General features: G+C 33.9%; 17 protein-coding genes. 6 read left to right on the forward strand and 11 right to left on the reverse strand.

Annotation, left to right across the window (positions count from 1 at the left end; all coding sequences use genetic code 11):
• Positions 1-27 precede the first annotated feature (27 nt).
• The 4 genes from AC3ITQ_RS22070 to AC3ITQ_RS22085 all read right to left on the reverse strand — a co-directional run bounded on the left by AC3ITQ_RS22070 (position 28) and on the right by AC3ITQ_RS22085 (position 6,146).
• Complete coding sequence (locus AC3ITQ_RS22070; RefSeq protein ID WP_489236218.1) at positions 28-984, reverse strand: aldo/keto reductase; 957 nt, start codon at positions 982-984, stop codon at positions 28-30.
• Between the two features lie 218 nt (positions 985-1,202).
• Complete coding sequence (gene bglX, locus AC3ITQ_RS22075; protein ID WP_489236219.1) at positions 1,203-3,497, reverse strand: beta-glucosidase BglX; 2,295 nt, start codon at positions 3,495-3,497, stop codon at positions 1,203-1,205.
• A 194-nt stretch (positions 3,498-3,691) separates the two neighbouring features.
• Positions 3,692-5,071: a sialate O-acetylesterase gene (locus tag AC3ITQ_RS22080; RefSeq protein WP_489236220.1), complete on the reverse strand. Its 1,380-nt coding sequence runs from the start codon at positions 5,069-5,071 to the stop codon at positions 3,692-3,694.
• The gene (locus AC3ITQ_RS22085; protein WP_489236221.1) at positions 5,061-6,146 is read right to left on the reverse strand and encodes an SGNH/GDSL hydrolase family protein; all 1,086 of its coding nucleotides are present in this window, start codon (positions 6,144-6,146) and stop codon (positions 5,061-5,063) included. The genes AC3ITQ_RS22080 and AC3ITQ_RS22085 overlap by 11 nt, the downstream gene beginning before the upstream one ends.
• Positions 6,147-6,354: 208 nt before the next feature.
• On the opposite strand from AC3ITQ_RS22085, the gene AC3ITQ_RS22090 reads away from it, so the two are divergent.
• A complete protein-coding gene (locus AC3ITQ_RS22090; protein ID WP_489236222.1) occupies positions 6,355-6,867 on the forward strand; it encodes a C40 family peptidase in 513 nt (170 codons plus the stop codon).
• A gap of 148 nt (positions 6,868-7,015) precedes the next feature.
• Here the strand turns inward: AC3ITQ_RS22090 and AC3ITQ_RS22095 are convergent, their stop codons facing one another.
• Positions 7,016-8,596: a L,D-transpeptidase family protein gene (locus AC3ITQ_RS22095; protein WP_375032456.1), complete on the reverse strand. Its 1,581-nt coding sequence runs from the start codon at positions 8,594-8,596 to the stop codon at positions 7,016-7,018.
• 177 nt (positions 8,597-8,773) lie between these two features.
• The gene (locus AC3ITQ_RS22100) at positions 8,774-9,181 is read right to left on the reverse strand and encodes a DUF1573 domain-containing protein (protein WP_489236223.1); all 408 of its coding nucleotides are present in this window, start codon (positions 9,179-9,181) and stop codon (positions 8,774-8,776) included.
• A gap of 164 nt (positions 9,182-9,345) precedes the next feature.
• Here AC3ITQ_RS22100 and AC3ITQ_RS22105 point away from each other — a divergent pair, with 164 nt between their 5' ends.
• From AC3ITQ_RS22105 to AC3ITQ_RS22120, 4 genes are all read left to right on the forward strand, one after another.
• The gene (locus AC3ITQ_RS22105) at positions 9,346-10,608 is read left to right on the forward strand and encodes a sensor histidine kinase (RefSeq protein ID WP_489236224.1); all 1,263 of its coding nucleotides are present in this window, start codon (positions 9,346-9,348) and stop codon (positions 10,606-10,608) included.
• The gene (locus AC3ITQ_RS22110) at positions 10,605-11,291 is read left to right on the forward strand and encodes a response regulator transcription factor (protein ID WP_489236225.1); all 687 of its coding nucleotides are present in this window, start codon (positions 10,605-10,607) and stop codon (positions 11,289-11,291) included. Before AC3ITQ_RS22105 ends, AC3ITQ_RS22110 begins: the two co-directional genes overlap by 4 nt.
• A 121-nt stretch (positions 11,292-11,412) precedes the next feature.
• Entirely contained in the window at positions 11,413-12,177 is a 765-nt protein-coding gene (locus AC3ITQ_RS22115; RefSeq protein ID WP_489236226.1) for an MBL fold metallo-hydrolase, read from the forward strand.
• 99 nt (positions 12,178-12,276) lie between these two features.
• Positions 12,277-12,804, forward strand: coding sequence for a hypothetical protein (locus AC3ITQ_RS22120; protein WP_489236227.1), 528 nt, complete (start codon positions 12,277-12,279; stop codon positions 12,802-12,804).
• A 20-nt stretch (positions 12,805-12,824) separates the two neighbouring features.
• On the opposite strand, the gene AC3ITQ_RS22125 is transcribed toward AC3ITQ_RS22120, so the two are convergent.
• Positions 12,825-15,029, reverse strand: coding sequence for a B12-binding domain-containing radical SAM protein (locus tag AC3ITQ_RS22125; protein WP_489236228.1), 2,205 nt, complete (start codon positions 15,027-15,029; stop codon positions 12,825-12,827).
• A gap of 121 nt (positions 15,030-15,150) precedes the next feature.
• On the opposite strand from AC3ITQ_RS22125, the gene AC3ITQ_RS22130 reads away from it, so the two are divergent.
• Positions 15,151-19,179: an Ig-like domain-containing protein gene (locus AC3ITQ_RS22130; RefSeq protein ID WP_489236229.1), complete on the forward strand. Its 4,029-nt coding sequence runs from the start codon at positions 15,151-15,153 to the stop codon at positions 19,177-19,179.
• Between the two features lie 56 nt (positions 19,180-19,235).
• Here AC3ITQ_RS22130 and AC3ITQ_RS22135 read toward each other — a convergent pair whose 3' ends face one another.
• The 4 genes from AC3ITQ_RS22135 to AC3ITQ_RS22150 form a co-directional block, all read right to left on the reverse strand.
• The gene (locus AC3ITQ_RS22135) at positions 19,236-20,612 is read right to left on the reverse strand and encodes an alpha/beta hydrolase family protein (RefSeq protein WP_489236230.1); all 1,377 of its coding nucleotides are present in this window, start codon (positions 20,610-20,612) and stop codon (positions 19,236-19,238) included.
• 25 nt (positions 20,613-20,637) lie between these two features.
• Positions 20,638-21,300 carry an SdpI family protein gene (locus AC3ITQ_RS22140; protein ID WP_489236231.1) on the reverse strand — a complete coding sequence of 221 codons (663 nt, stop codon included), beginning with the start codon at positions 21,298-21,300 and terminating at the stop codon, positions 20,638-20,640.
• 3 nt (positions 21,301-21,303) lie between these two features.
• On the reverse strand, positions 21,304-21,558 hold the full coding sequence (locus AC3ITQ_RS22145; protein WP_026984867.1) for an autorepressor SdpR family transcription factor: 255 nt from the start codon (positions 21,556-21,558) through the stop codon (positions 21,304-21,306).
• A 103-nt stretch (positions 21,559-21,661) separates the two neighbouring features.
• Complete coding sequence (locus AC3ITQ_RS22150; RefSeq protein WP_489236232.1) at positions 21,662-22,939, reverse strand: MFS transporter; 1,278 nt, start codon at positions 22,937-22,939, stop codon at positions 21,662-21,664.
• Positions 22,940-23,210 lie beyond the last annotated feature (271 nt).

The following is a 23,210-nucleotide window of genomic DNA, read 5'->3' on the forward strand; positions in this document are numbered from 1 at the left end:
TCTACGATTATGCATACCTAAAAATTGTTATGCTAATATCTTCTCAATCGCATTCAATTCATCTGTTGTAAACTCCGTATTTTGCAAACAATCAATATTATTACATAATTGTTTTACAGAACTTGCCCCAATTAAAACTGAAGTAATTCGTTTGTCTTTTTGCAACCACGCCAAGGCCAGCTGTGCCAAAGATTGATTTCTATTTTTAGCAATTTCATTCAATTGGATCAATTTCTGAATTCTTTCTGCGGTAACCTCATCTTCTTTCAAATGCCCATTTGGATTGTGTGCTCTTGAGTTTTCAGGAATTCCGTTCAAGTATTTATCTGTTAAAAGTCCTTGTGCCAAAGGCGAAAAAGCAATACATCCTACTCCTTTTTCTTCCAGAACATCTAACAAACCATTTTCAACCCAACGTTCCAACATTGAATATTTTGCCTGATGAATCAAACACGGAGTTCCTAATTGCTTTAGAACATCAACTGCAACACGAGTCTGCTCCGCCGAGTAATTACTGATTCCGACATACAATGCTTTTCCGCTTCTTACTGCGTAATCTAAAGCCATCATGGTTTCTTCAATGGGCGTTTCCGGATCTGGGCGGTGTGAATAGAAAATATCGACATAATCGACTTTCATTCTTTTTAAACTCTGGTCTAAACTCGATAATAAATACTTTCTTGAACCCCAGTCTCCGTAAGGTCCATCCCACATCGTGTAGCCGGCTTTGGTTGAAATAATGATTTCGTCACGCAAATTTCCCTGAAAATTATGCCATAGAATTTTACCAAAATTAGTTTCGGCAGAACCCGGAACCGGTCCGTAATTATTAGCCAAATCAAAATGAGTAATTCCCTTGTCAAAAGCTTCCACAGCGATACTTTCTGCATTGTCAAAATTATCTACTGATCCGAAGTTATGCCATAATCCTAAAGAAATTTCAGGTAACAATAACCCGCTTTTTCCACATCTGTTATATTTCATTATTTTAGTTTAAGGTTGTAGTTTAATAGGTTTTAAAGGTAAAAAAAACTTACGAAGTTTTGCCACAAAGACACTAAGACGCTAAGCTTTTTATTTAAAATAGAAATCGCCACGAATTCACGAATTTTTGAACAATTAATTCGTGAATTCGTGGCGAAAAAAAACTTTGCGACTTTGAAATTAAAAACTTCGTGTCTTAGTGCCTTTGTGGCAAATTACTATTTTATCTCAAAACCACTTTCCAAACCTTTATCAGAACTTCCGCCAACCATAATTTTAAAAGTTCCTTCTTCGATTAAATACTTTCCTTCGTTATCATAAAAACCAAGTTCCTTATTTGTTAAAGTAAAAGTTACCGTTTTGGTTTCTCCTTTTTTCAGGTTTACCAATTCGAAGCCTTTTAATTCTTTAATTGGGCGAATGATACTGGCGAACTCATCATGAATGTACAATTGTACCACTTCTTTTCCATCATAATTTCCTGAATTGGTAACCTCAACTGTAACCTCAACATTTTCTCCTTTTGCGAATGAAGTTTTATTTATTTTCAGATTTTTATAATCGAATTTGGTGTAGCTCAGACCAAAACCAAACGGAAACTGAGGTGTTTTTTCCACATCCATATAATGCGACCAAAAAACATTTTTATCACTGTCAATTGGTCTTCCAGTACTGTATTTGTTATAATAAATTGGAACCTGCCCAACATTTCTAGGAAACGACATTGGCAATTTTCCACTCGGATTATAATCTCCGTATAAAACCTGCGCCACAGCATTTCCAGTTTGAGTTCCTAAGTGCCATGCTTCCACAATAGCAGGAACATTTTCTGCAGCCCATGGAATAGAAAGCGGGCGACCATTATTTAAAACCAGGACAACATTCGGATTCACTTTATAAATTTCTTCTAACAATTCTTGCTGTAAACCAGGCAAGTTAAGATCTGTTCTGCTGCGCCCTTCCCCACTCTGAAAACCATATTCTCCTAAAACCATTACGACAACATCTGCATTTTTAGCCGCTGTTTTTGCAGCCTCAAAACCGCTTTTATCAGTTGTATTGAAAACAGTTTCCGTCAAAAAAGTAGCTTTTTGTGAAAGTAAATCAACTCCTTTTTCAAAAGTTAATTGATTGTCTTTATATTGCTGCATTCCTTCTAAAACAGAAACCGCTGAATTATCATCCGCAGCAATTCTCCAGCTTCCTAATGGACTATTTTTATCATTTGCTAAAGCACCAATCAAAGCAATTTTCTGTCCGGATTTCTTTAGCGGAAGCAAATTCTTTTCGTTCTTCAACAAAACGATAGATTTCTTCGCCATGTCTAAAACACCGTCATTATTGGCTTTGTTTCCAATCGTAGCTTTTTCACGTTTTTCATCGCAATATCTGTACGGATCATCAAATAATCCCAATTCAAATTTCACTCTCAAAATTCGGCGAACGGCATCATCAACCAAAGCTTCTTTTACTTTTCCTTCTTTCACCAAACCAGTCAATTTTGCGACATATAAATATGATTCCATATCCATATCAGAACCTGCGTTTACCGCTTTTGCTGTTGCATCGGCTTCGTCTTTGGCATAACCGTGTGCGATCATTTCACGAATCGAAGCATAATCTGAAATTACAAAACCATCAAACTTCCATTTTCCTTTTAAAATGTCTCTTTGTAAAAATGTATTACCGGTTGCAGGAACGCCATTCAACGTATTAAAAGAATTCATAAACGTACGAACTCCGGCTTCTACCGTCGCCTCAAAAGGAGGCAAAACCGAATTATACAATTTAGAATTGCTAATATCTACGATATTATATTCCAATCCTGCTTCAACATAACCGTAAGCTGCAAAATGCTTTGCACAAGCTGCAATCGTATTTACCTTAGCCAAATCAGCAATTGTTTCACCTTGAAAACCTTTTACCCTAGCATAACCCACTTTACTTCCCAAATAAGGATCTTCGCCTGCTCCCTCCATCACACGTCCCCAGCGCGCATCATTAGCGACATCGACATTGGGTCCGAAAGTCCAGTTAATACCAGATGCCGAAGCTTCATCCGCCGCAATCGCCGCCGACTTTCTAATCGCTTCTAAATCCCAACTCGCCGCTTCTGCCAGTGGAATCGGACTTAACGTTTTATAGCCATGTATTACATCAAAACCAATAATCAATGGAATTCCCAAACGGGTTTCTTCCACTGCAATTTTCTGCACCGCACGAACTTCTTTAACACCGCGAACTGTCAGCATCGATCCAACCCAGCCTTTTCGCAAATGTTCGTATTTTAATTCGGCAGTTCCTCCTTTTGGAGCCGGCCCGGTAACATCCCAAAAACCGTTATATTGGTTCATTTGCCCTACTTTTTCCTCCAAAGTCATTAACGGCAAAAGCAAATCAATACGTTCTTCAATGGTTTTAGTTTTATCCAGATACGGCTTTTTTTGTGCATTCATATTTCCAACAGTAAACAGGGCAAAAACCCCAATAATTAGTATTTTTTTATTTTTCATAGTGGTTCGTTATTTTATGCCACAAAGGCACTAAGGCACAAAGTTTTTTTTAAAGCTTTGTGTATTTTATTTATTGTAACTCTACTCAAAGTTTTTCCCGAACCTTGGAATGAATTAGTTTAACAAAAAAACTAAAGTCTAAAATCTTGCTCTTGACTCTTTACTCTATTTTCTATATTCTATTCTCTAAATCCTCACTCCGTTACAAAACAAGAAGCTGGCAAATTCGCTTTATTAAACAAATCGGGCTGAATTGTATTTCCCCATGCGAATCTTACTTTCACCGGATTTGGAACTTTCTTGCTTGTCAAAATCACTTCGTTATTTTTTATGGAAGTTTCTGCAGGATAAAAATTTCCATCGGCTCCGGCCAACTCAAATTGATTGGACGTTTTATTTTTAAAATGCAATCCGTCAGCATAATCAAAAGAAACCGCTACTTTGTTTTTTTCAATTTTAATGTCTTTAAAAAGTGGTCCGTTTACCAGATTGAAATTGACTTTATACGTTTCGGCCAAAGCCAAATTGGCCAGACGAATTCCGACTGATTTTTTATTCTTTGGATGAATATCAATCGTATCTGAAATATCAGAAGTTAAGACCATTCCGGTTTTCGGAACTTCATTTAATATTTTTCTTTGGGAGTTTCTAACCGTAACATTTGAGAAGTTGTTGTTACCGGTTTTATATGGCGCGATTTGGACGAAATAAAAAGGGAATTCGTCCTGCCAGGCTTTTCTCCAGGAAGAGATTAAAGCCGATAATGTTTTGTCGTACACCAAAGAACCCACATTCGATTCGCCCTGATACCAAAGCGTACCCGCAATTTTAAATCCAACAAGAGGATAAATCATGGCGTTATAGGCGCGTCCAGGTTGTCTTGGTCCGTATTCTTGTTCGTTTAGTTTTTTGGCATTTTCTAATAAAAGAGGATCGTTCTGAACCACTTCTTCCGGCATCCAGATTTCAGCCGGAGTTCCGCCCCAATTGGATGAAATTAATCCGATAGGAACATTTTTTAAATCTTCACGCAGACGTTTAGCAAAGAAGTAACCAATGGCACTGAAGTTTTTCATGGTTTCCCGAGTCGATTCTGTCCAGTTTCCCAGTAAATTATTTTGAGGTGTCGTGGCTGTTAATTTCGGAACGGTAAAAAAACGAATATTGGGATTCGTCGCGTTTTTCATTTCTTCTTCGCCGTTGTCAATTCCCCAGCTAGCTGACATTTCCATGTTAGATTGTCCGGCGCAAACCCAGACTTCTCCAATTAAAATATTTTTTAGAATAACTTCATTGTATCCTTTTATAGAAATGGTATAAGGTCCGCCCGCTTCCGGAGTTTTAATGTGAAGTTCCCATTGCGCCTGATTATTGGCAACGACTTTATATTCCTGATTGTTCCAGCTTGAAACCAATTTGATTTCTTCCTTTGGATTGGCCCAACCCCAAATTTTCACTTCAGAATTGCGCTGTAAAACCATATTGTCACCAAAAATATTCGGAAGAGAAACGTTTGCCATCATAGTACCGGAGATCATCAGAAAGAAAACAAACTTAAATATATTATTTTTCATTTAACAGCTTTTTTAAAAACGGAACATATTGATCAGCCATTACTTTTTGATCTGAAACATCCGGATGTCCTAAACATCCTTTTGGTGTCATCGGTTTGAATTTGAAAATCTGGATTTCTTTATGGGTTTTATCTGTTGCAAAAGCCGCTTTAACCTTATTCAGACAATCTTCAAAAACGATTCCTCTTTCGCCTCCAACCATCGGACTATTTGTAATTACAATCTGTGCTTTTGGGTTATGTTCGTAAAGCATTTTTATAAAATTGATGTAATTCGAAATGTACTTTTCGGCATTAAAAGGCAAACGTTCTTTTTTGCCATCTCCACCGGAAAAATCATTTGTTCCTAAAGCAATGCTGATAATATTCGGCTGAAAAGCAAAATCATATTTAGGTTTTGAATTGTCTTTGGTTAAATATAAATTTTGATAAACATCTGGCATAATTGCTTCCTCTTTATTCTCGTCATTCCAATTGCGATAGATCCCAATTCCGGAAACAGAACTTACCAAATAATTAACGTCAATTTCTCTTGAAATCACCGGTCCATAAGCGTAATAACCATTATGATGATCCATGTATTCTCCTTTATCACAATCAACCGAATCGCTCGCGGCAGCACAAGTAATGGAATCTCCTATAAATTCGATTTTCTTTTTCTTTTTAGAGGATATTGAAGTCAGTTTTGCTGTCGTTCCGGCGAATAAAACATTACCACTTTGCGCTTCTGTATTTTTATAAATTTCCAGGCGATGCTCTTTTTTATTTGAAGTAACTTGAATTGGAAAAGATTGTACATCGCCTTTTTCAATTCTGATTTTCCCTATATATTTTCCGTCTAAAACTAAAGCAACATAATTATGATGTTCGTACGAATCGACACTTTGCAGTTTAATTGCACATTCACTTCCGGTAAAATTAAATGATACGGACGAAGCAGTTCCGATTAAAATAACATTATCATTTTGAAGCTTTTCAATACGGCCAGCATATAAAAAAGTATTTTTGTTTTGTGAGATCGAAAGGGTCGAAATCAGCAAAAACAAAATTAAAAACGGCAATTTTCTGATAAACATAATATATTGGTTAAATAGAAATAGTATTCACAAATATATTTGAAATGAAGTAGTCAGAAAGATACTAAAACGTCAAAATGCAATAAAAAAACACCACATAAATACATCAAACCTCACTTTTTTATTCTTTATTCTTACAAATTCATCTTAAAGCGTTTCCTTACTAATTAAAAACGAGCTATCTTTATAGATACAACACATTAAAAAAATGAAATCAATCTTTTACATATCGATATTCTCAACTGCCGTTTTATGTTCTTGTTTTACTTCAAAAGAAGAACATAAAACAGAAACAAGTCAAATAGAAAAACCGCAAGCTGAAATTGAACGCGACTCAATTATAACTTATGCTAAAAAATATTTGGGAACGCCTTATTTATATGCAGGAAATGATCCGAAAAAAGGATTTGACTGCTCTGGATTTATCAGTTATGTCTATCATCATTTTGAGGTTGACTTACCGAGAAGTTCCGGCAGTTATAAAAATCTAGGCAAGGCGTTAAATCCGGAAGATTTTAAAGTGGGAGATATTTTAGTTTTTTACGGATACAAAGACAATACTATTATTGGCCATCTCGGAATTATCTGCGAAGCCAACGGAATGCAGTCTAAATTTATTCATGCGTCATCCGGAAAAGTAAACAGCGTTACGATTACTTCTCTTGATACAGAACATTACACCAACCGTTTTTATAAGTGTATTGACGTTTTGTCGAAATAAGCTTATACCAGATCTTGAATTGTTTTTCACGCAGATTTAAAAAGATTTAGGCCGATGTGCGCAGATTATTTAGTGCAATGAGATTAAAAAAATCTAATTAAATCTGCTTTAATCAGCCAAATCTGCGTGGAAAACATTTACAACTTTTTTATTCCTCCGTCAATAATTTGATAAGACTTTCATCTCTTTGGTAAACGTCTTTGTAGAAATTCAGTTCGCCTTTACGGTCTACCCAAGCAGTAAAATACCCGATATATACAGGAATTTTCTTTTTCAGACTTACCCAATTTTCTTTTCCTGCATGCATTGCTTTATCAATTCGGGCCGGAGTCCATGTTGGATCTTGTTTTAAAAGTTCAATCGCCAACTCTCTTGGTTTTCCGACACGAACACAGCCGTGGCTAAAGGCTCTGTTTTCTCTTTCGAATAAACTTTTTGAAGGAGTATCGTGTAAATAAATATTATTCGAATTCGGAAATAAAAACTTTACTAAACCTAGCGAATTGTTCTTTCCTGGAACCTGACGAACAGCGCCATTGTTCCACTCCAGATTTTTCTGTGCCAAGTAATTCTTGTTTTTGGCCATTCCCGGTTTGATTTCTTTGTTGATGATACTTGTTGGAACATTCCAATACGGACTAAAAACAATATTATTCATCATACCGCTGAAAATAACGGTTTTGGTCATTGCTTTTCCAACTACTACAGGCGAAACAAAAGCAATTTCATGATCGCGAATTAAATACAACCTAAACTCAGGAATATTAACTTCGATATATTCCTTCCCTTTTTCCAATTGCGGATCAATCCAACGGCAACGCTCCATGTTGACAATAATTGTTTTGATTCGGTCAGAAACCGGAATATTCAGTTCGTCAATATGTTCTTTTAATATTATATTTTTTGGCGTTAATCCGTGGTGTATTTCGTAGTTTTTAATGGCTTTTATCAAAGTTGTATCACACACATTACTTTTGTCATTTTCTTTTAGTTCGCCTGTAATATATAGTCTTTCTCTAATTTGGCCAATAGCGTCAACAGAATCTCCAACTTTAAAATTCTTAAAATCCTCCCCAACCTCAACTGTTTTCCATCCTCCTTTTTTCTCTATTTCTCTGTATTCATGAAGCGCATCACGAAGTTTGTAATATTGGCTGAACATTTTGCTCTTTTTGTCATCGCTTATTGTAGCTTTTTCATGAATAGAATCTGAAAACACCTGATAATTCACTTTTTTACGTGGTAAAAGCCACTCTAGTTTTTTGGTTGTTTTTTCATCAACGCCTGAAACTTTCTGAACGTAATAAAAATACAGGTTTGAAATCATCAAATCAGTATCTACTTTAGAAAGCTTATTATCAACAGAAGTTTCAAAAATAGGATTGATTTTTTCATTGTAAGGAAAATTGGCTTTTAAACCTTCTGCTTCTAATCCTTTATATTTATTGAATAAAGTATTTCCAAATTCAACAACGCCTTTATTGTCGAGCCACAATTGAGTTGAATTTTTCTTTTCGTACAAAGCCAAAACCTCCGTTTGGAATTTAACCAACTTTGGAAAGGCTTCATAAAATTTAGAAACAGCAACACTGTCAATATGAAGTTTTAATTCCGGTATCACTTTTTCTGAAGTCTTCTTTAAGTCTTCCTCTTTTTTTTCTGACTTAGAATTACATGAAAAAACTAAAAACAGAACAATAACAACTACAGGCGAATAGAAAATTTTCATAATAATATTTTTAATAAAAATAAAAAAGTTTTGATGAAAACAAAGGCTTTACGAGAAAAATAATATTGGCTTTACAAAGCAAAATTCCTTACTCAATTCAGCTTCACAATAAGGCATAAAAAAAACTCCAAATACATTACATATTTGGAGTTTTCCCCTTTATAAATCAACCTTTATTTAGATTACCGTTCCTTTGAGGGTAAGAATTTTCGGAGTTGCTTCGGCACTTGTTGTAACCGTTACCGTTTTTGTAAAAGCACCTTTGTTTGCCGCATTGTAAGTAGCCGTAACTTTAGCTGTTTTACCAGGCAATATTGGCTCTTTAGTATAATCTGTTGCAGTACACCCGCAAGATCCTTGCACGTTTGTAATTACAACTGCTGTTTTTCCTGTATTTTTAAACTCATATACAATTGCTTTTGGCGTTCCTTGTGGAATTTGTCCCACATCAATAGTTTCAGCTTTCCAGGCAATTGTTGCAGCCGTTGTTTCAATTTTAGACGCAATTACTTTTACCGGTACAATTGCTGAAAAAGACATTAGCCCTAAAGCCAAAGCCAACATTGAGATTTTGATCATTTTCATAGTTATTATATTTAATGGTTATTAGTTCTGAATTTCTATTTCAAAAGTACTTCAGACAAAATCAAATCGCTGTTAACCGGTTTCAAATCTTTGTTAACGACTTGTTAATCGCTGTTTTTCACTATAATTTTCATTAATATTACATTCTAAAAAACACTGTTTTCTTGAAAATAAATAAACTCAATAGTATTATCCTTTTAGGATTGATCGCCATTATCAGCATATTGGTGGCACAATTGCTTTGGACCAAAGAGGCTTTTACGCTCGAACAAAAAAAACTGAGTCAAAAAGCTAATATTGCTTTGCTTGAAGTGGCCAGAAAATTATACAACGGAAAAGATCATGAACCGTCTTGTCAAAATCCTGTTCGCAAAATTTCCAACGATTATTATATTGTAAACATCGAAAATGCTTTTGAACCTGATATTTTAGAGTTTTATTTAAGATCAGAATTCAAAAAAATGCATATTACAACCGACTTTGAATATGCTGTGTACAATTGCCAAAGTGACGAGATGGTTTACGGAAAGTACATTTCATCTTCTGAAAAAGGAAAAGCAAAAAAAGCAGTTTCCTTTCCAAAACATAAGGATCTGGTTTATTATTTTGCAGTTCGTTTTCCTAATGAAACGACTTACCTATTCAGTTCAATGCGTTTTTGGTTTATCCTTTCAATTGCACTGATTTTGATTTTACTGATTTATGTCTATTCTATTTTTACACTTTTACAGCAAAAGAAATATTCTGAATTGCAACGGGATTTTATTAATAATATGACGCATGAATTCAAAACGCCGTTGTCATCCATTTTAATTGCATCAAAATATTTGATTGAACAAACTCCGATTAAAGAAGACAAAAAACTGCATACTTATACGGATATTATTATCAATCAAAGCAATAAACTCAACAGTCATATTGAACAGATTTTAAATATTTCTAAAGCAGATTATTCGCCTTTGGAACTAAAAAAAGAAACACTTTTAATTATTCCTATTATAGAGGAAACGATTGAAAATATTCAGATGAAATATCCAGAAGCTTCTATTAAAATCGATAGTGCTTCAGCAGAATACTATATTGAAACAGATGTTTTTCATTTTAGCAATTTAGTTTATAATTTACTGGATAATGCTGTAAAATATTGTTCCGAAAAACCTGACATCACAATTCGGGTTTCAGTAGAAAATCAAATTTTGAAACTTGCTTTTATTGATAACGGAATCGGAATCTCTCCTAAAAACATTTCGCTTATCTTTGATAAGTTTTATCGCGCTCAAAACGAAAAAAGCAATGAAGTAAATGGTTTTGGGCTTGGATTATATTACGTCAAAGAAATTTGCAATCTTCAGAACTGGAAAATAAAAGCCGAAAATAATTTAGAAAAAGGCATCACTATAACTTTGTCAATTCCTTATAAAAAATGAAACAATTCAGAATACTTTATACCGAAGACGATGAAACCTTAGCGTTTTTAACCAAAGACAATCTGGAGCAAAATAACTACGAAGTTATTCATTGTCCTGATGGAAAACTGGGTCTGGAAACCTTTAAAAAAGAAAGTTTTGATATCTGTATTTTCGATATTATGATGCCAAAAATGGATGGTTTTGAATTGGCTACTGAAATCAGAAAAGCCAATACCGACATTCCGATAATTTTTCTTTCGGCCAAAACTTTAAAAGAAGACCGCATTAAAGGATTGCGTCTGGGTGCTGATGACTATTTGGTAAAGCCTTTTAGTATTGAAGAGTTGCTTTTGAAAATTGAAATATTTTTAAAACGTTCGCAGAAAAACATTCCGGTTGAAAAAGCAGTTTATGAAATTGGAAAATACCAGTTTGATACTAAAAACTTTATTCTTTTTAATGAAAGTGAAAAAATTGGTCTCACGCAACGTGAAGCTGAATTGCTAAAATTATTTCTCGATAATAAAAATTCGGTTTTAAAAAGAGAGCAGATTTTGACCTCACTTTGGGGAACTGATGATTATTTTATGGGAAGAAGTCTGGATGTTTTTATTTCGCGACTGCGCAAAATCCTGGCAAATGAAAACGGAATTTCGATAGAAAACCTGCACGGAATTGGCTTTCGATTTTCTATTGTGTAGCTACATAAAAAGCGTTGTACAGTTTCCATCTTAAATAATAACAATTCTGTTAAAAATAAAGAAAAATCTGTAAATTAAATTTGAAAAATCTTTGTATTTTTAAGTTCTAATTTTGCATGATATGAAATTACATCATTTACGTAACGCTACTTTAGTTATTGAAACGGAGCAACATGTGATTTTAGTTGACCCGATGCTAGGAAAAAGAAAAACGATTCCGCCCTTTACCATCTTTCGTTACAACCCTCATAGAAATCCTTTGGTTTCTTTGCCAAAAAACAGTCGGGAAATTTTAAGCAAGGTAACACATTGCCTCATAACTCATTTACATCCGGACCATATAGATAAAGCTGGCGAAGTTTTTTTGAGACGTAAAAGCATTCCGGTAATCTGCAGTGTGCAAATTGAAAAAGAATTAACGAAAAGAGGTTTAAACATTACTCAAACTTTAAATTATTGGGAACCTCAACCTTTTCTGGACGGAAAAATAACAGGAATACCAGCCATTCATGGTTATGGATTTATCGCTAAATTGATGGGAAATGTAATGGGCTTTTTTATTGAATTGGCCAATGAAAAATCTATTTATATAAGTTCAGATACCGTTTTCACAGAACACGTACAAAAAGTTTTGGTTGAATTCAAACCAGACATTGCGACGGTCGCCTGCGGAACGGCGAGATTAGATATTGGCCAGCCTTTATTAATGCGAATGAACGATATTTTGAAGTTCACGGCATTGGCACCCGGAAAAGTTTTCGCAAATCATTTAGAAGCTTTGAATCATTGCCCTACGACGAGAGAACAATTAAAAACTGCTTTATTAGAAAATGATCTTTTGTCTAAAACGGCTGTTCCTGCTGATGGGACTTTTGTGGAGTATTGATTTTTTTTTTAAGCTTTTGGAACACTTTTAAATAATTCCAGTAACTATTCCTGTTTCATAATTAATATTATATTTGGTTTTCAAATCAAACCAAAATACATGAGTGATTTTCTGAGAAAAATAAACCTTACCAAAGACATTGTCATACAATTACCCGTTTCAAAAATGGATTTTATCCACAAGTTCAGAATTAATGTAGATGAATCTAATTTAGATTACGAACCATTTGAAGTTTTTCGATCTAGTATAAATGAATACAAAGGCTATATCGGTAATTATATCTTCGAAATAAAAAAGAGGAAAAAACTATTCGATACGAATTATTCTTTTGCTAAAGTTACAGGAGAACTAACTGAGGAAAATGATCAATTAATTATAAACGCTCAAATTTCTTGTTTTAGAAAAAGAATGATTTTATTTATAGTTATTGCGCTTCTTTTTTATTCAATTTTCTTTATAAGCATGGTTTTTAATGGTGAAAATACTATTCCCTTCTTTATGGCTCCATTTCTTTTAATTCATATGTCACTAATGATAGGAGTTCCTTATTTTATAATAAGAAGAAGTGTAAATAGAATGGCTTATGATTTAGAAAGAGACTTTCATTATTGGGTAACTAAAAACTAGAAAATCTATTTTAAAACAAACTACAAAACCAATAACCCAAACTCTCGTAAAGTATTAACAGGCTTAGAATACCAGAACAATTCAAAATCGTCTAATTCAGTTTCGAAATCTGCTTTTACTTCCTGAAAAGTATAATTCTTAGCATTTGAAATCGAGATTTTACTCAAAATTTCAACTAGCCATTCGCCTTCATTTTTATTGGTCTGAAAATTGAAACTTTCCTTTTTATCATGAAAAGTAAAACTCATCATTTCCCACGAATTTCCTTTTTTTGATTTAGTGAAATGTTCCACAGAAGGTTTTCCACCAAGCCAAACTACTTTTGCATTTGGTTTTGTGTTGAAATCATTTCCTTCTTCAAGCGCATTGAAAATAAAGTCGGGATCAATTTTAGTTTTTGGAATCTTAAAATCAAACCAATCTTGTAATTCGTAGTCGAAACAGATTCCGTGCATGAAATTAAAGAGCGATTTCTTTAATCCGAAACTGAATTTATCGTGATTGATTCCTGTTGAATCTGTATAATCGATGTCATTATTAGCAAAAGTTCCAATAGCTTCTGTTGCTTTTGTCACACCAAATTTCTCCGGATACAATCCAACCGGACTGTGTGCCGTCATGGCAAATTGATGCCAAAAACCAGACTGGAGAATTCCGGCTTCAAATAATTGGCGTACCATTTCGAGACTGTCAACCGTTTCCTGAATGGTCTGTGTTGGGTAGCCGTACATTAAATACGCATGCACCATGATTCCAGCTTCGGTAAAGTTACGGGTGACTTTTGCTACTTGCTCTACCGTAACACCTTTGTCAATTAATTTCAACAATCTATCAGAAGCTACTTCTAAACCTCCGGAAACCGCAATACAGCCAGAAGCTTTTAAAAGCAAACATAAATCTTTAGAAAAGCTTTTTTCAAAACGAATATTTGTCCACCAGGTTACAGCTAATTTTCGACGTAGAATTTCTAACGCCAAAGCGCGCATCAAAGCAGGCGGTGCTGCTTCATCTACAAAATGAAAACCATTTTGACCGGTTTGAAGCATCATTTCTTCCATTCTGTCGCATAACAAATTGGCAGCAACAGGTTCGTAAACCTTTATATAATCTAATGAAATATCACAGAAAGTACATTTTCCCCAATAACAACCGTGCGCCATTGTGAGTTTATTCCAACGCCCATCGCTCCACATTCTGTGCATCGGATTCACGATTTCAATAACTGAAATGTATTTATCCAAAGGCAAATCAGAATAATCAGGAGTCCCAACTTGTGCTTGTTTATAATCGTGTTTTAAAGAATTATTTTTGTAGACCACTTCTCCATTTTCTAATAAAAAAGTTCTTTTATAAGAATTGGCATTTGGATTTTCTAAATTGAAAATTAATTCTTCAATTGGAACTTCTCCGTCATCCAAAGTAATAAAATCGAAGAATTCAAAAACACGTTTGTCAGAAAGGGAACGCAATTCGGTATTTGGAAAGCCACCGCCCATTGAAATCTTAATTTCAGGATGATTTTGCTTTACCCATTGTGCAGATCGAAACGAACTATATAAATTCCCTGGAAAGGGAACAGAAATTAAAAATAAAGTTGGTTTTACAGCTTCAATTTTAGCTTTTAAAAGTGAAATTAAAATCGAATCTATAAAAGTTGGTTCTTGTTGTAAAGCATCATACAATTCATCAAAAGAATTGGCACTTCGGCCCAAACGTTCAGCATATCGGCTAAAGCCAAAATTTTCATCGACACATTCAACAATATAATCTGAAATATCTTCGAGATATAATGTCGCCAAATGTTTTGCTTTATCCTGAGTTCCCATTGTTCCAAAAGCCCAATCTAATTCTTCCAATTGAGCAAAACGAGAAGCTTCCGGCAGAAAATCTTCCTGACAAATTTGTAAAGCTAAAGTTGGATTTTTTCCCTGCAAAAACTGAATTACGGCGTCGATCGTTTTGATGTATTCGTCCTGTAAGGCAAAAATACGCTTTGAATTATCGGAGATTTCGTTTCCAACAACTTCAAACTTTGAACTTGAAACCTGAAACAAATCAATCAAACCTTTCTTCGAAAACAATTCCAAAATCACATCAATACCCAAATCCGCCTGAACCGATTCGATATTTTTGGTATTTAGAAATCCTTTTATATAAGCTGTTGCCGGATATGGCGTATTCAGTTGTGTAAAAGGAGGCGTAATAATAAAAAGCTTTGTTTTCAAAAGAAATGTTTTTGCAAAAATAAGGGATATTTAGGGACTTTTCAGGAAAAGATTCGATTGTTGATTTTAGTTTTATTTTGTAGATATTTAATTACATTTGCGACGATCCAAATCATTTCAAATGAAGCATACATTACTTTTATTTTTTTTAATCATTATCAATCAAACATTTTCACAAAGCAAAAATCAACCTATTGGTTTTAAAGAAAATAAAGGCCAGATTATTGATCAAAAAGGAAAACTAAATACAGCAGTAAAATATCTATTAAATTCTAATGGATTAAATGTACAGTTAAAGAAAAACGGATTTTCGTATGATGTTTATGAAGTCAAGAAAACACCTGTTGTATGTGCTAAAACATCTAAAACACTTCCCTATTTAATTCCTGAAAAAGATAAGGAAACAAAACCTGAATATAATCTTGAATATATTTTTCATCGTATTGATATTGACTTTGTAAATTCTAACTCAAAAGTTGAATTGATTACGGATCAAAAATCAAATGATTTTGATAATTATTACAATGTTCCCAATAAACCTGAAGGAATTACAGGCGTTTATAAATACAAACAAATTACATACAAAAATATCTACCCGAATATTGATGTTGTCTTCTCAATTCCAAAAGATACTCAAAAAACGGTTGAATATAATTTTGTCATTCATCCGAAAGGAAAAATAGCTGATATTCAATTAAAATTTAATGGTGCTGAAACGGATTTAGTCGATAACAAAATCCAAATGAATGTTCGTTTTGGAAAAATGGAAGAAAGTTTGCCGGCGAGTTGGGTTGAAGATGGATCAAGTAAAAAGGAAATTGAGGTTGGTTATAGAAAGATTAAGAAGGATGTTTATGGGTTTAATTCAGTAGATTCTGTTGATGGAAAAACGATTGTAATTGATCCGGTGCCAACAAGACTTTGGGGTACTTTTTATGGAGATGAAGAAGATTATGGCAATAATGAATTTGGAGGAATTGCAACCGATCTACTAGGTAATAATTACTTAGTGGGAATGACTTCGGTACCTAATTCTTCATATGCAACTTCTGGCGCTCATCAAACTACAATTGGGAATCCTGATAAAATGGCTTCTGACGGAATCCTTGTTAAATTTTCATCTGATGGCAAAAAATTATGGAGTACCTATTACGGTGGAGAAGAATATGATAGAATAAATGCCGTAAAAACAGATAAACAAAACAATGTTATTATTGTCGGCAAAACTAATAGTAAAACTAATATTAGCACAACTGGTTCTTATAGGTCTTCTTTTGGCGGTTATGATGACGGTTTTTTAGTAAAATTTAACGCAAATGGAACTAGACTTTGGGGAACCTATTATGGAGGACCAGATAATGATGCTTCCTATGATCTTGATATTGATAAAAACAACAATATCATTATGGTCGGCAGATTTTCAATCAATCATTACGACAATATTTTTGCCACTCCTATAGGAGATGGTTTCGTAGCTAAATTTAATCCTAATGGAAATATACTTTGGAACAAGTTATATGGAGGAAAAGATACAGATGAGTTTAGAACTGTCAAAGTAGGAGAAAACTGTATCGTAACTGCAGGCTGGTCTTACAGTTTAGATCATATTTCTACCCCTGGCGTTTTTCAGGAAAATCTTAATTACACATATAATCTTTCCAACGATGGCATAGTCTTTAAATTAAATTTAGATGGAGATCGAATATGGAGCACCTATTATGGAGGAGAATCTGGAGAAAAAATTCATGCAATCGAAATTGATGATGAGAATAATGTATATGTAGGTGGAGAAACAACCAGCACAAATAATATAGCCACATCCAACTCCTTTGATGATTATAATTTATATGACTGGACAGGCTTTTTGGCAAAATTGGATCAAAATGGCCAAAGAGTTTGGGGAACATACTTAGGTCGTGACGCAATTATTTATTCCCTTGTTTTTACAAACAATTCATTATATGTTGGTGCTACCGGAGGAGATGCTAAAATAGCAAGTCTGTGCGCATATAAAACTGATTCTTTTTCGGGTGGTTACATTGGTAAGTTTTCTAAAGCAGGAGAATTTATCTGGGGAAGCTATATAGGAGGATTTGATCAATATTCCCAAACGGAAATAACTGTTAGGAATAAAGAAATAGTAGTAGGTGGAACATCAATAATGACTAATGATGGTATTGCTGATTCAAATTCATATCAGCCTGAAATTTTAGGGCGCAAAAACTTTTACTTAATGAAGTTTTCTGAAGAAAATAATTGTAACATTAATGCAAATCCAACTAGTAATTCACCTGTTTGTATTGGCGGTAACTTAAATTTAAATGCTGATTCTGGTTATAATTATGCATGGACCGGACCTAACAGTTTTACAAGTAATCTACAAAATCCAATAATTACAAATGTTTCCAATGTCAATAGTGGCACTTATCATTTAACTGCAAGCGATAATTGTGGATGTGAAAAAAAATACGACATGGAAGTGACAATTGGAGACCTTCAAGGACCAGTTCCAGATTTAGCAACTCTTCCAACAATAACTGGAGATTGTAAAACTACAATAATAACAATTCCAACAGCAACTGATGTTTGCGCTGGAGCAATTACCGGTTCAACAACAGATCCTTTATCTTACAGTTTACCTGGAACTTATACTATTGTATGGAAATATGATGATGGACATGGTAATATTTCGCAGCAAAATCAAACAGTCACTATAACAGGTCAACCGCTTCCAACCGCGAGCACTCCCCAAACCTTCTGCATCCAACAAAATGCAACTTTAGCTGATATTGAAATTAATGGGCAAAATATAAAATGGTACAATATTCAAACAGTTGGAACACTTTTACCAAATACAACATTAGTTCAAAATGGGACAACATATTATGCATCACAAACAATCAATGGCTGTGAAAGCGAAAGAACTCCTGTAACAATAAACATTCAAAATACACCTCCTCCAACAGGAAATGCAAATCAGCCTTTTTGTTCAGCACAAAATCCAACGATTGCAAATATTGATATTACAGGAAATTCAATAAAATGGTATGATGCATTAAGCGGTAGTTCTTTGTTAGCAGAAACTACAAGTCTTGTTGATGGAAAAACCTATTATGCTTCGCAAACCGTTAGTACCTGTGAAAGTCCAAGATTTGGAATAACTGTTTCAATTGTCAATACACCATCTGCTCCTATATTATCTGGACAAACAGAATTCTGTAAAACTGAAAATGTGACATTAAACAACATTCAAATAACAGGACAAAACTTAAAATGGTACGATACCAGTTTTTCTGCTGCTGTTTTGCCAAATACTACTTTACTAGAAGACAATAAGACATACTATGTCTCACAAACTATAGGATGTGAAAGCGACAGAACTCCAATTTTAGTTCAGGTTTATGATACAGCATTACCAACAGGAAGTACTTCCAAACAATATTGTATTGATGAAAACGCAACAATTGCTTCTATTGGTATTGTTGGAACTAATCTTAAATGGTATGACTCCGCAATAAATGGATCTACTCTTCCTGAAACAACTTTATTGCAAAGCACCACTTACTACGCTACACAAACAGAAAACAACTGCGAAAGTAAAAGGCTTGCTGTAACAGTAAAAATACAAGATACTCAACCTCCGACTGCCGCTTCACCACAAAGATTTTGTATTCAAAAAAAGGCTTCCTTAAATGACATTGATATTACAGGAGAAAATATAAAGTGGTTTGATAGTGTTTCTTCTGATATTAGTTTATCTGGATCAACTCCACTCGAAAATGGGATCACCTATTATGCTTCTCAAACCATAAACAGTTGCGAAAGCGATAGAATTCCGATTACTATTCAAATTCTTGAGGCAACAACTGGGGACTGCATTAATTTTGTAGATGAACTTCCTTACCCAAAATACTTTACACCAAACAATGATACCTTTCATGACACCTGGACTATAGATTTTGCTTACTTAGCTCCTAATACCGGAATTCGAATATTTGATCGTTACGGAAAATTCATTAAAGAACTTCATAACAATGGGGCCTGGGATGGAACTTATTTAGGATCTCAAGAACCAGCAGCAGATTATTGGTTTACTGTTACAAGATTAAACGGAACCGAATTTAGAGGGCATTTTAGTTTAAAAAGATAAAAAAATATAAATAAGAAGGGCTTTAAAATTAAAGCCCTTTTATTTATAATCACTTTTTATTTCGTTTGAATCAAAAGCCAATTTGAAATTTCCTCTAAAGCGATTGGAGAAAATGTTTCTTCAATTGTTTTATATTCTAGTGGGGAACCTGTCTCACATTCCTGAAATAAGTGATTCAAATTCGGTAATATTTTTGTTGTGACTTTCTTATTGCCGCTTTCTGTAAGAGTCTTTTTAATAGCCTCTAAATTAACTTCAGCAGGAACTTGTAAATCTTTGCTTCCGTTTAATGCTAAAACAGGGCATTTTACTTTTTTCAAAAAGGGAACCGGGTCTAGTTTTATAAAATTATACCACCAGGTATTTGTAACTTGTCCTGTAAGTAATTCTACAGTTGCATCCTTTGATGGATCATTATATTGTGCTTTTAAATAACTACTGATAGTACTTTTTAATTTTCCATCGTTTACAGAAGAAGCAATAATAATATCATACACACCTTTGAAGATTTCGCTTTCCTTTTCAATTTCTAATTCCGGTATTCCGATTTGTGTTTTTGTCAATTTATTTTGTAAAAGCAATAATTGATCGCCACGAAGTCCTGGTCCGGCCAGTAAAACAATAAAATTAATATCCTTTGAGTTTCCGGCTACTATTGGAGCGATTATCCCGCCTTCACTATGACCAATTAATCCAATTTTCTTTTTATTAATTTCAGTACGAGTTTTTAAATAATCAACTCCCGCTTGTATATCACTAGCAAAATCTAATGTGGTTGATGTACTAGAATTACCTGTAGATTCTCCAACTCCGCGATCATCTAAACGCAAAACTGCAATTCCTTTTTTAGTTAAATAATCAGCTAATATTAAAAATTGTTTATGTCCAAATATTTCTTCATCTCTATTTTGCGCTCCACTTCCCGTAATTAAAATTACAGCAGGAAAATTTCCTTCTTTTTTAGGGAGTGATAATGTTCCTGCCAAAGTAATATTAGCCGTTTCATTGACAATTTTTACATCTTCAGTATAATACGGATATGGTTTTTTAGGTTCTTGAGGTCTTGCATAAACTTGTTCTGAAATACTTTCTTTGGATAAATTCACGTCAAAAGATTGTCCATTTTGAGTAAGTTTTCCAACAATGATATTGTCTTTATTTAAAGTTCCTTCATACGAACCATTAATTACAGGAATTTCTAATTTTAAAATAGAATTTTCAAAAGTTGTTGTGGCAACAGGAATTCCCTTCGCCTTTTGATCCGGACTATCCATAGTAGAAACATATCGCGTTTCCGTTTTACTAATATTGGCTACAATTCTTAACTGAGCACCTGGAACTTTTAAAAGACCATTCCATTGTCCTGCAATTTCTTGCCCTATTGCAAAAGAGGAAACCAAAATTGTTATTATTATAAGTATTGCTTTTTTCATTTGATTTAAAAATTATGGAATAAAATTAAATTGATTTTTTATCTCTTTTTTGAATTTCTTTAAACTTGATAAAAGAATAAAGTACAGGAACAAGTGCCATAATAATTATAACAAAAACAAAAGCGTTGGCAAATGTAGTACTCAGAAGCAATCCGCCCAATACCAGAAGTAAACCCCCAACAACCCAAAGCTTACCAGCAAACAAATGTGTGGCTTTCCAGACTTCAGTATTTTCCAACGTCCAGGGTGTACGTATTCCTAGAAAATAATTTGGTTGAATTACTTTAAAATAATTCCCTAGAATTATAAAGAAAGCCCCCAGTAATGCAAAAACCAAATTCGGATTATTTATAGACCTTTCTTTTGTTGTATAAAGAATAAGCAAAGCAATCAGAGACATAAAAAGCACTAAAATAAATTTCAATTGGTAAAATTTCCCTCCCATTAAAGAGATCCTGTTCTTAGGATCTATTCTCGGAATAAAAGTCATTAGCACATATATTAAAACGGGCAATAAAAATAATATGGTAATAAGTGAAAACTTATCGCCCCACCTATCGATTTCTCCCTTATAATTCCAATGTACGGGAACTTTTTCAGGAAGAGTATTCCAAATAATACCTAAATAGACAAAAGGAGTAAGAACAATTCCAATTATTGGAAGTTCTTTTTTCAATTCTAAATTCATTTTTTATTTTTTAAAGGTTAGTATCCATTGCAAAACATCTTCCATAATGGTGGTATTAATGGAGTAAATGATGAATTGCCCATTTTTTTCAGAAGTAATTAAATCGGCACGTTTTAAAATATCTAAGTGATGCGAGATACTTGGTTTTGAAATATTAAAAGCATCAGCAATTTCTCCGGCAGATAAATCTTTCTCTTTTAAAAGCTCCAGAATCTCTCTTCGGGTGGCGTCATTTAATGCTTTAAAAATATCGTTCATCATTTATATATTTAGACAAATATCTAAATACTTTTCTAATTCACAAAAAAAATGGGCAACAATTTAAATTGTTGCCCATTCTATAAGGTTTAAGAGTTGATTTTTAAAACTGATGTACTTTCTTAGAAATCACTAAAAACGAAACTAGTGAAATTAAAGCAGCGGCAGTTAAATAAAAGCCTACATAACTTAATCCGTATGTACTAGCAAGCCAGATTGCAATCATAGGTGCAAATGCCGCACCCAAAATCCCAGCCAGATTAAATGTCAAAGAAGCACCGGAATAACGAACTGTAGTCGGAAACAACTCTGACAAGAAAGTTCCTAATGGCCCGTAAGTAAAGCCCATTAAAGACATTCCCATACAAACAAATGCAGTTACCAAAACCGGATTTCCTGAATTAAGAAAGTACGAAAAGAAAAATCCAAAGATAGCGATGGCAGCGGTAGTGATAATTAATATTTTTCGACGACCAATTTTATCTGCAACCAAAGCTGAAATTGGAATAAAAAAGGCAAAAAACAGTACTGAAAGTAACTGGATTAACAAAGCATCTCTTTTAGTAAAACCTAAGTCAGAAGTCGCCCAACTCAATGTAAAAACAGTCATTAAATAAAAAACCAAAAAGGTAGTTACAGCTGATAATGTCCCGAAAATTAATTGATTTTTGTATGATTTCAACAAAGTTAAAAACGGAATTCTAACTTCTTTCTGTTCTTCTTTAGAATTTTCGAAAGCAGGAGTTTCACTAATTTTTAGACGAATATAAAATCCAACAACAACCAAAAGAGAACTTGCTATAAATGGAATTCTCCATCCATAATCCATAAAGGCTTCACTGGTCATACTATCAGTTAATATTAAAAAAGTACCACCAGAAAGTAACAATCCGATTGGTGCTCCCAATTGCGGAAACATTCCGTACCAGGCGCGTTTATTTGGCGGTGCATTTTCAATTGCCAATAAAACAGCTCCTCCCCACTCTCCTCCCAGACCAACTCCTTGTCCAAATCGGCATAACATCAATAAAATGGGCGCAGCGATTCCGATACTGGCATATCCAGGTAAAAAACCAATTGCAATTGTGGATAATCCCATCGTTAATAATGCTACAACCAATGTGACTTTACGTCCTATTTTATCTCCATAATGTCCAAAAACAGCTGACCCCAAAGGTCTGGCAAGAAAGGCGATCGAAAATGTAGCCAAAGACTCCAATGTGGAATTTGTACTACTAGCTCCCGGGAAAAATAGTTGTGGAAAAACCAATACAGCGGCATTGGCATAGATATAAAAATCAAAAAATTCAATTGTGGTTCCAATTAACGAACCAAAAAGAACATGTCGAAGAGAGTTCTCCTGATTTGGGTTATTTTTCATTGTGGTTGATATAGATTTTTTTTTTGAAAAATGACATTATAAAAATGAATTAACTCATTTAGTATAACAAACATTTGTCTGCAAAAATATAGTTTCATTATTAAAAACACACACTTCGAAACAACAGTTTACTATTACTCTCAAAATTTTAACAAAAAGCCTAAATCTAATACTGCAAGATCAACCAAATAATCCCCTATTCATTTAAGATCAAAATACAACTTAAAATACTGATTACAAATATTTTACATCAAAAACTAAAAATCAAATC

It is taken from the genome of Flavobacterium sp. KH_001, assembly GCF_057840745.1.

Excerpts from the sequence above, each read along its gene's own strand:
- AC3ITQ_RS22070 (WP_489236218.1), bottom strand. The coding sequence starts at position 984 with ATGAAATATAACAGATGTGGAAAAAGCGGGTTATTGTTACCTGAAATT.
- bglX (WP_489236219.1), bottom strand. The coding sequence starts at position 3,497 with ATGAAAAATAAAAAAATACTAATTATTGGGGTTTTTGCCCTGTTTACT.
- AC3ITQ_RS22080 (WP_489236220.1), bottom strand. The coding sequence starts at position 5,071 with ATGAAAAATAATATATTTAAGTTTGTTTTCTTTCTGATGATCTCCGGT.
- AC3ITQ_RS22085 (WP_489236221.1), bottom strand. The coding sequence starts at position 6,146 with ATGTTTATCAGAAAATTGCCGTTTTTAATTTTGTTTTTGCTGATTTCG.
- AC3ITQ_RS22090 (WP_489236222.1), top strand. The coding sequence starts at position 6,355 with ATGAAATCAATCTTTTACATATCGATATTCTCAACTGCCGTTTTATGT.
- AC3ITQ_RS22095 (WP_375032456.1), bottom strand. The coding sequence starts at position 8,596 with ATGAAAATTTTCTATTCGCCTGTAGTTGTTATTGTTCTGTTTTTAGTT.
- AC3ITQ_RS22100 (WP_489236223.1), bottom strand. The coding sequence starts at position 9,181 with ATGAAAATGATCAAAATCTCAATGTTGGCTTTGGCTTTAGGGCTAATG.
- AC3ITQ_RS22110 (WP_489236225.1), top strand. The coding sequence starts at position 10,605 with ATGAAACAATTCAGAATACTTTATACCGAAGACGATGAAACCTTAGCG.
- AC3ITQ_RS22115 (WP_489236226.1), top strand. The coding sequence starts at position 11,413 with ATGAAATTACATCATTTACGTAACGCTACTTTAGTTATTGAAACGGAG.
- AC3ITQ_RS22120 (WP_489236227.1), top strand. The coding sequence starts at position 12,277 with ATGAGTGATTTTCTGAGAAAAATAAACCTTACCAAAGACATTGTCATA.
- AC3ITQ_RS22130 (WP_489236229.1), top strand. The coding sequence starts at position 15,151 with ATGAAGCATACATTACTTTTATTTTTTTTAATCATTATCAATCAAACA.
- AC3ITQ_RS22135 (WP_489236230.1), bottom strand. The coding sequence starts at position 20,612 with ATGAAAAAAGCAATACTTATAATAATAACAATTTTGGTTTCCTCTTTT.
- AC3ITQ_RS22140 (WP_489236231.1), bottom strand. The coding sequence starts at position 21,300 with ATGAATTTAGAATTGAAAAAAGAACTTCCAATAATTGGAATTGTTCTT.
- AC3ITQ_RS22145 (WP_026984867.1), bottom strand. The coding sequence starts at position 21,558 with ATGAACGATATTTTTAAAGCATTAAATGACGCCACCCGAAGAGAGATT.
- AC3ITQ_RS22150 (WP_489236232.1), bottom strand. The coding sequence starts at position 22,939 with ATGAAAAATAACCCAAATCAGGAGAACTCTCTTCGACATGTTCTTTTT.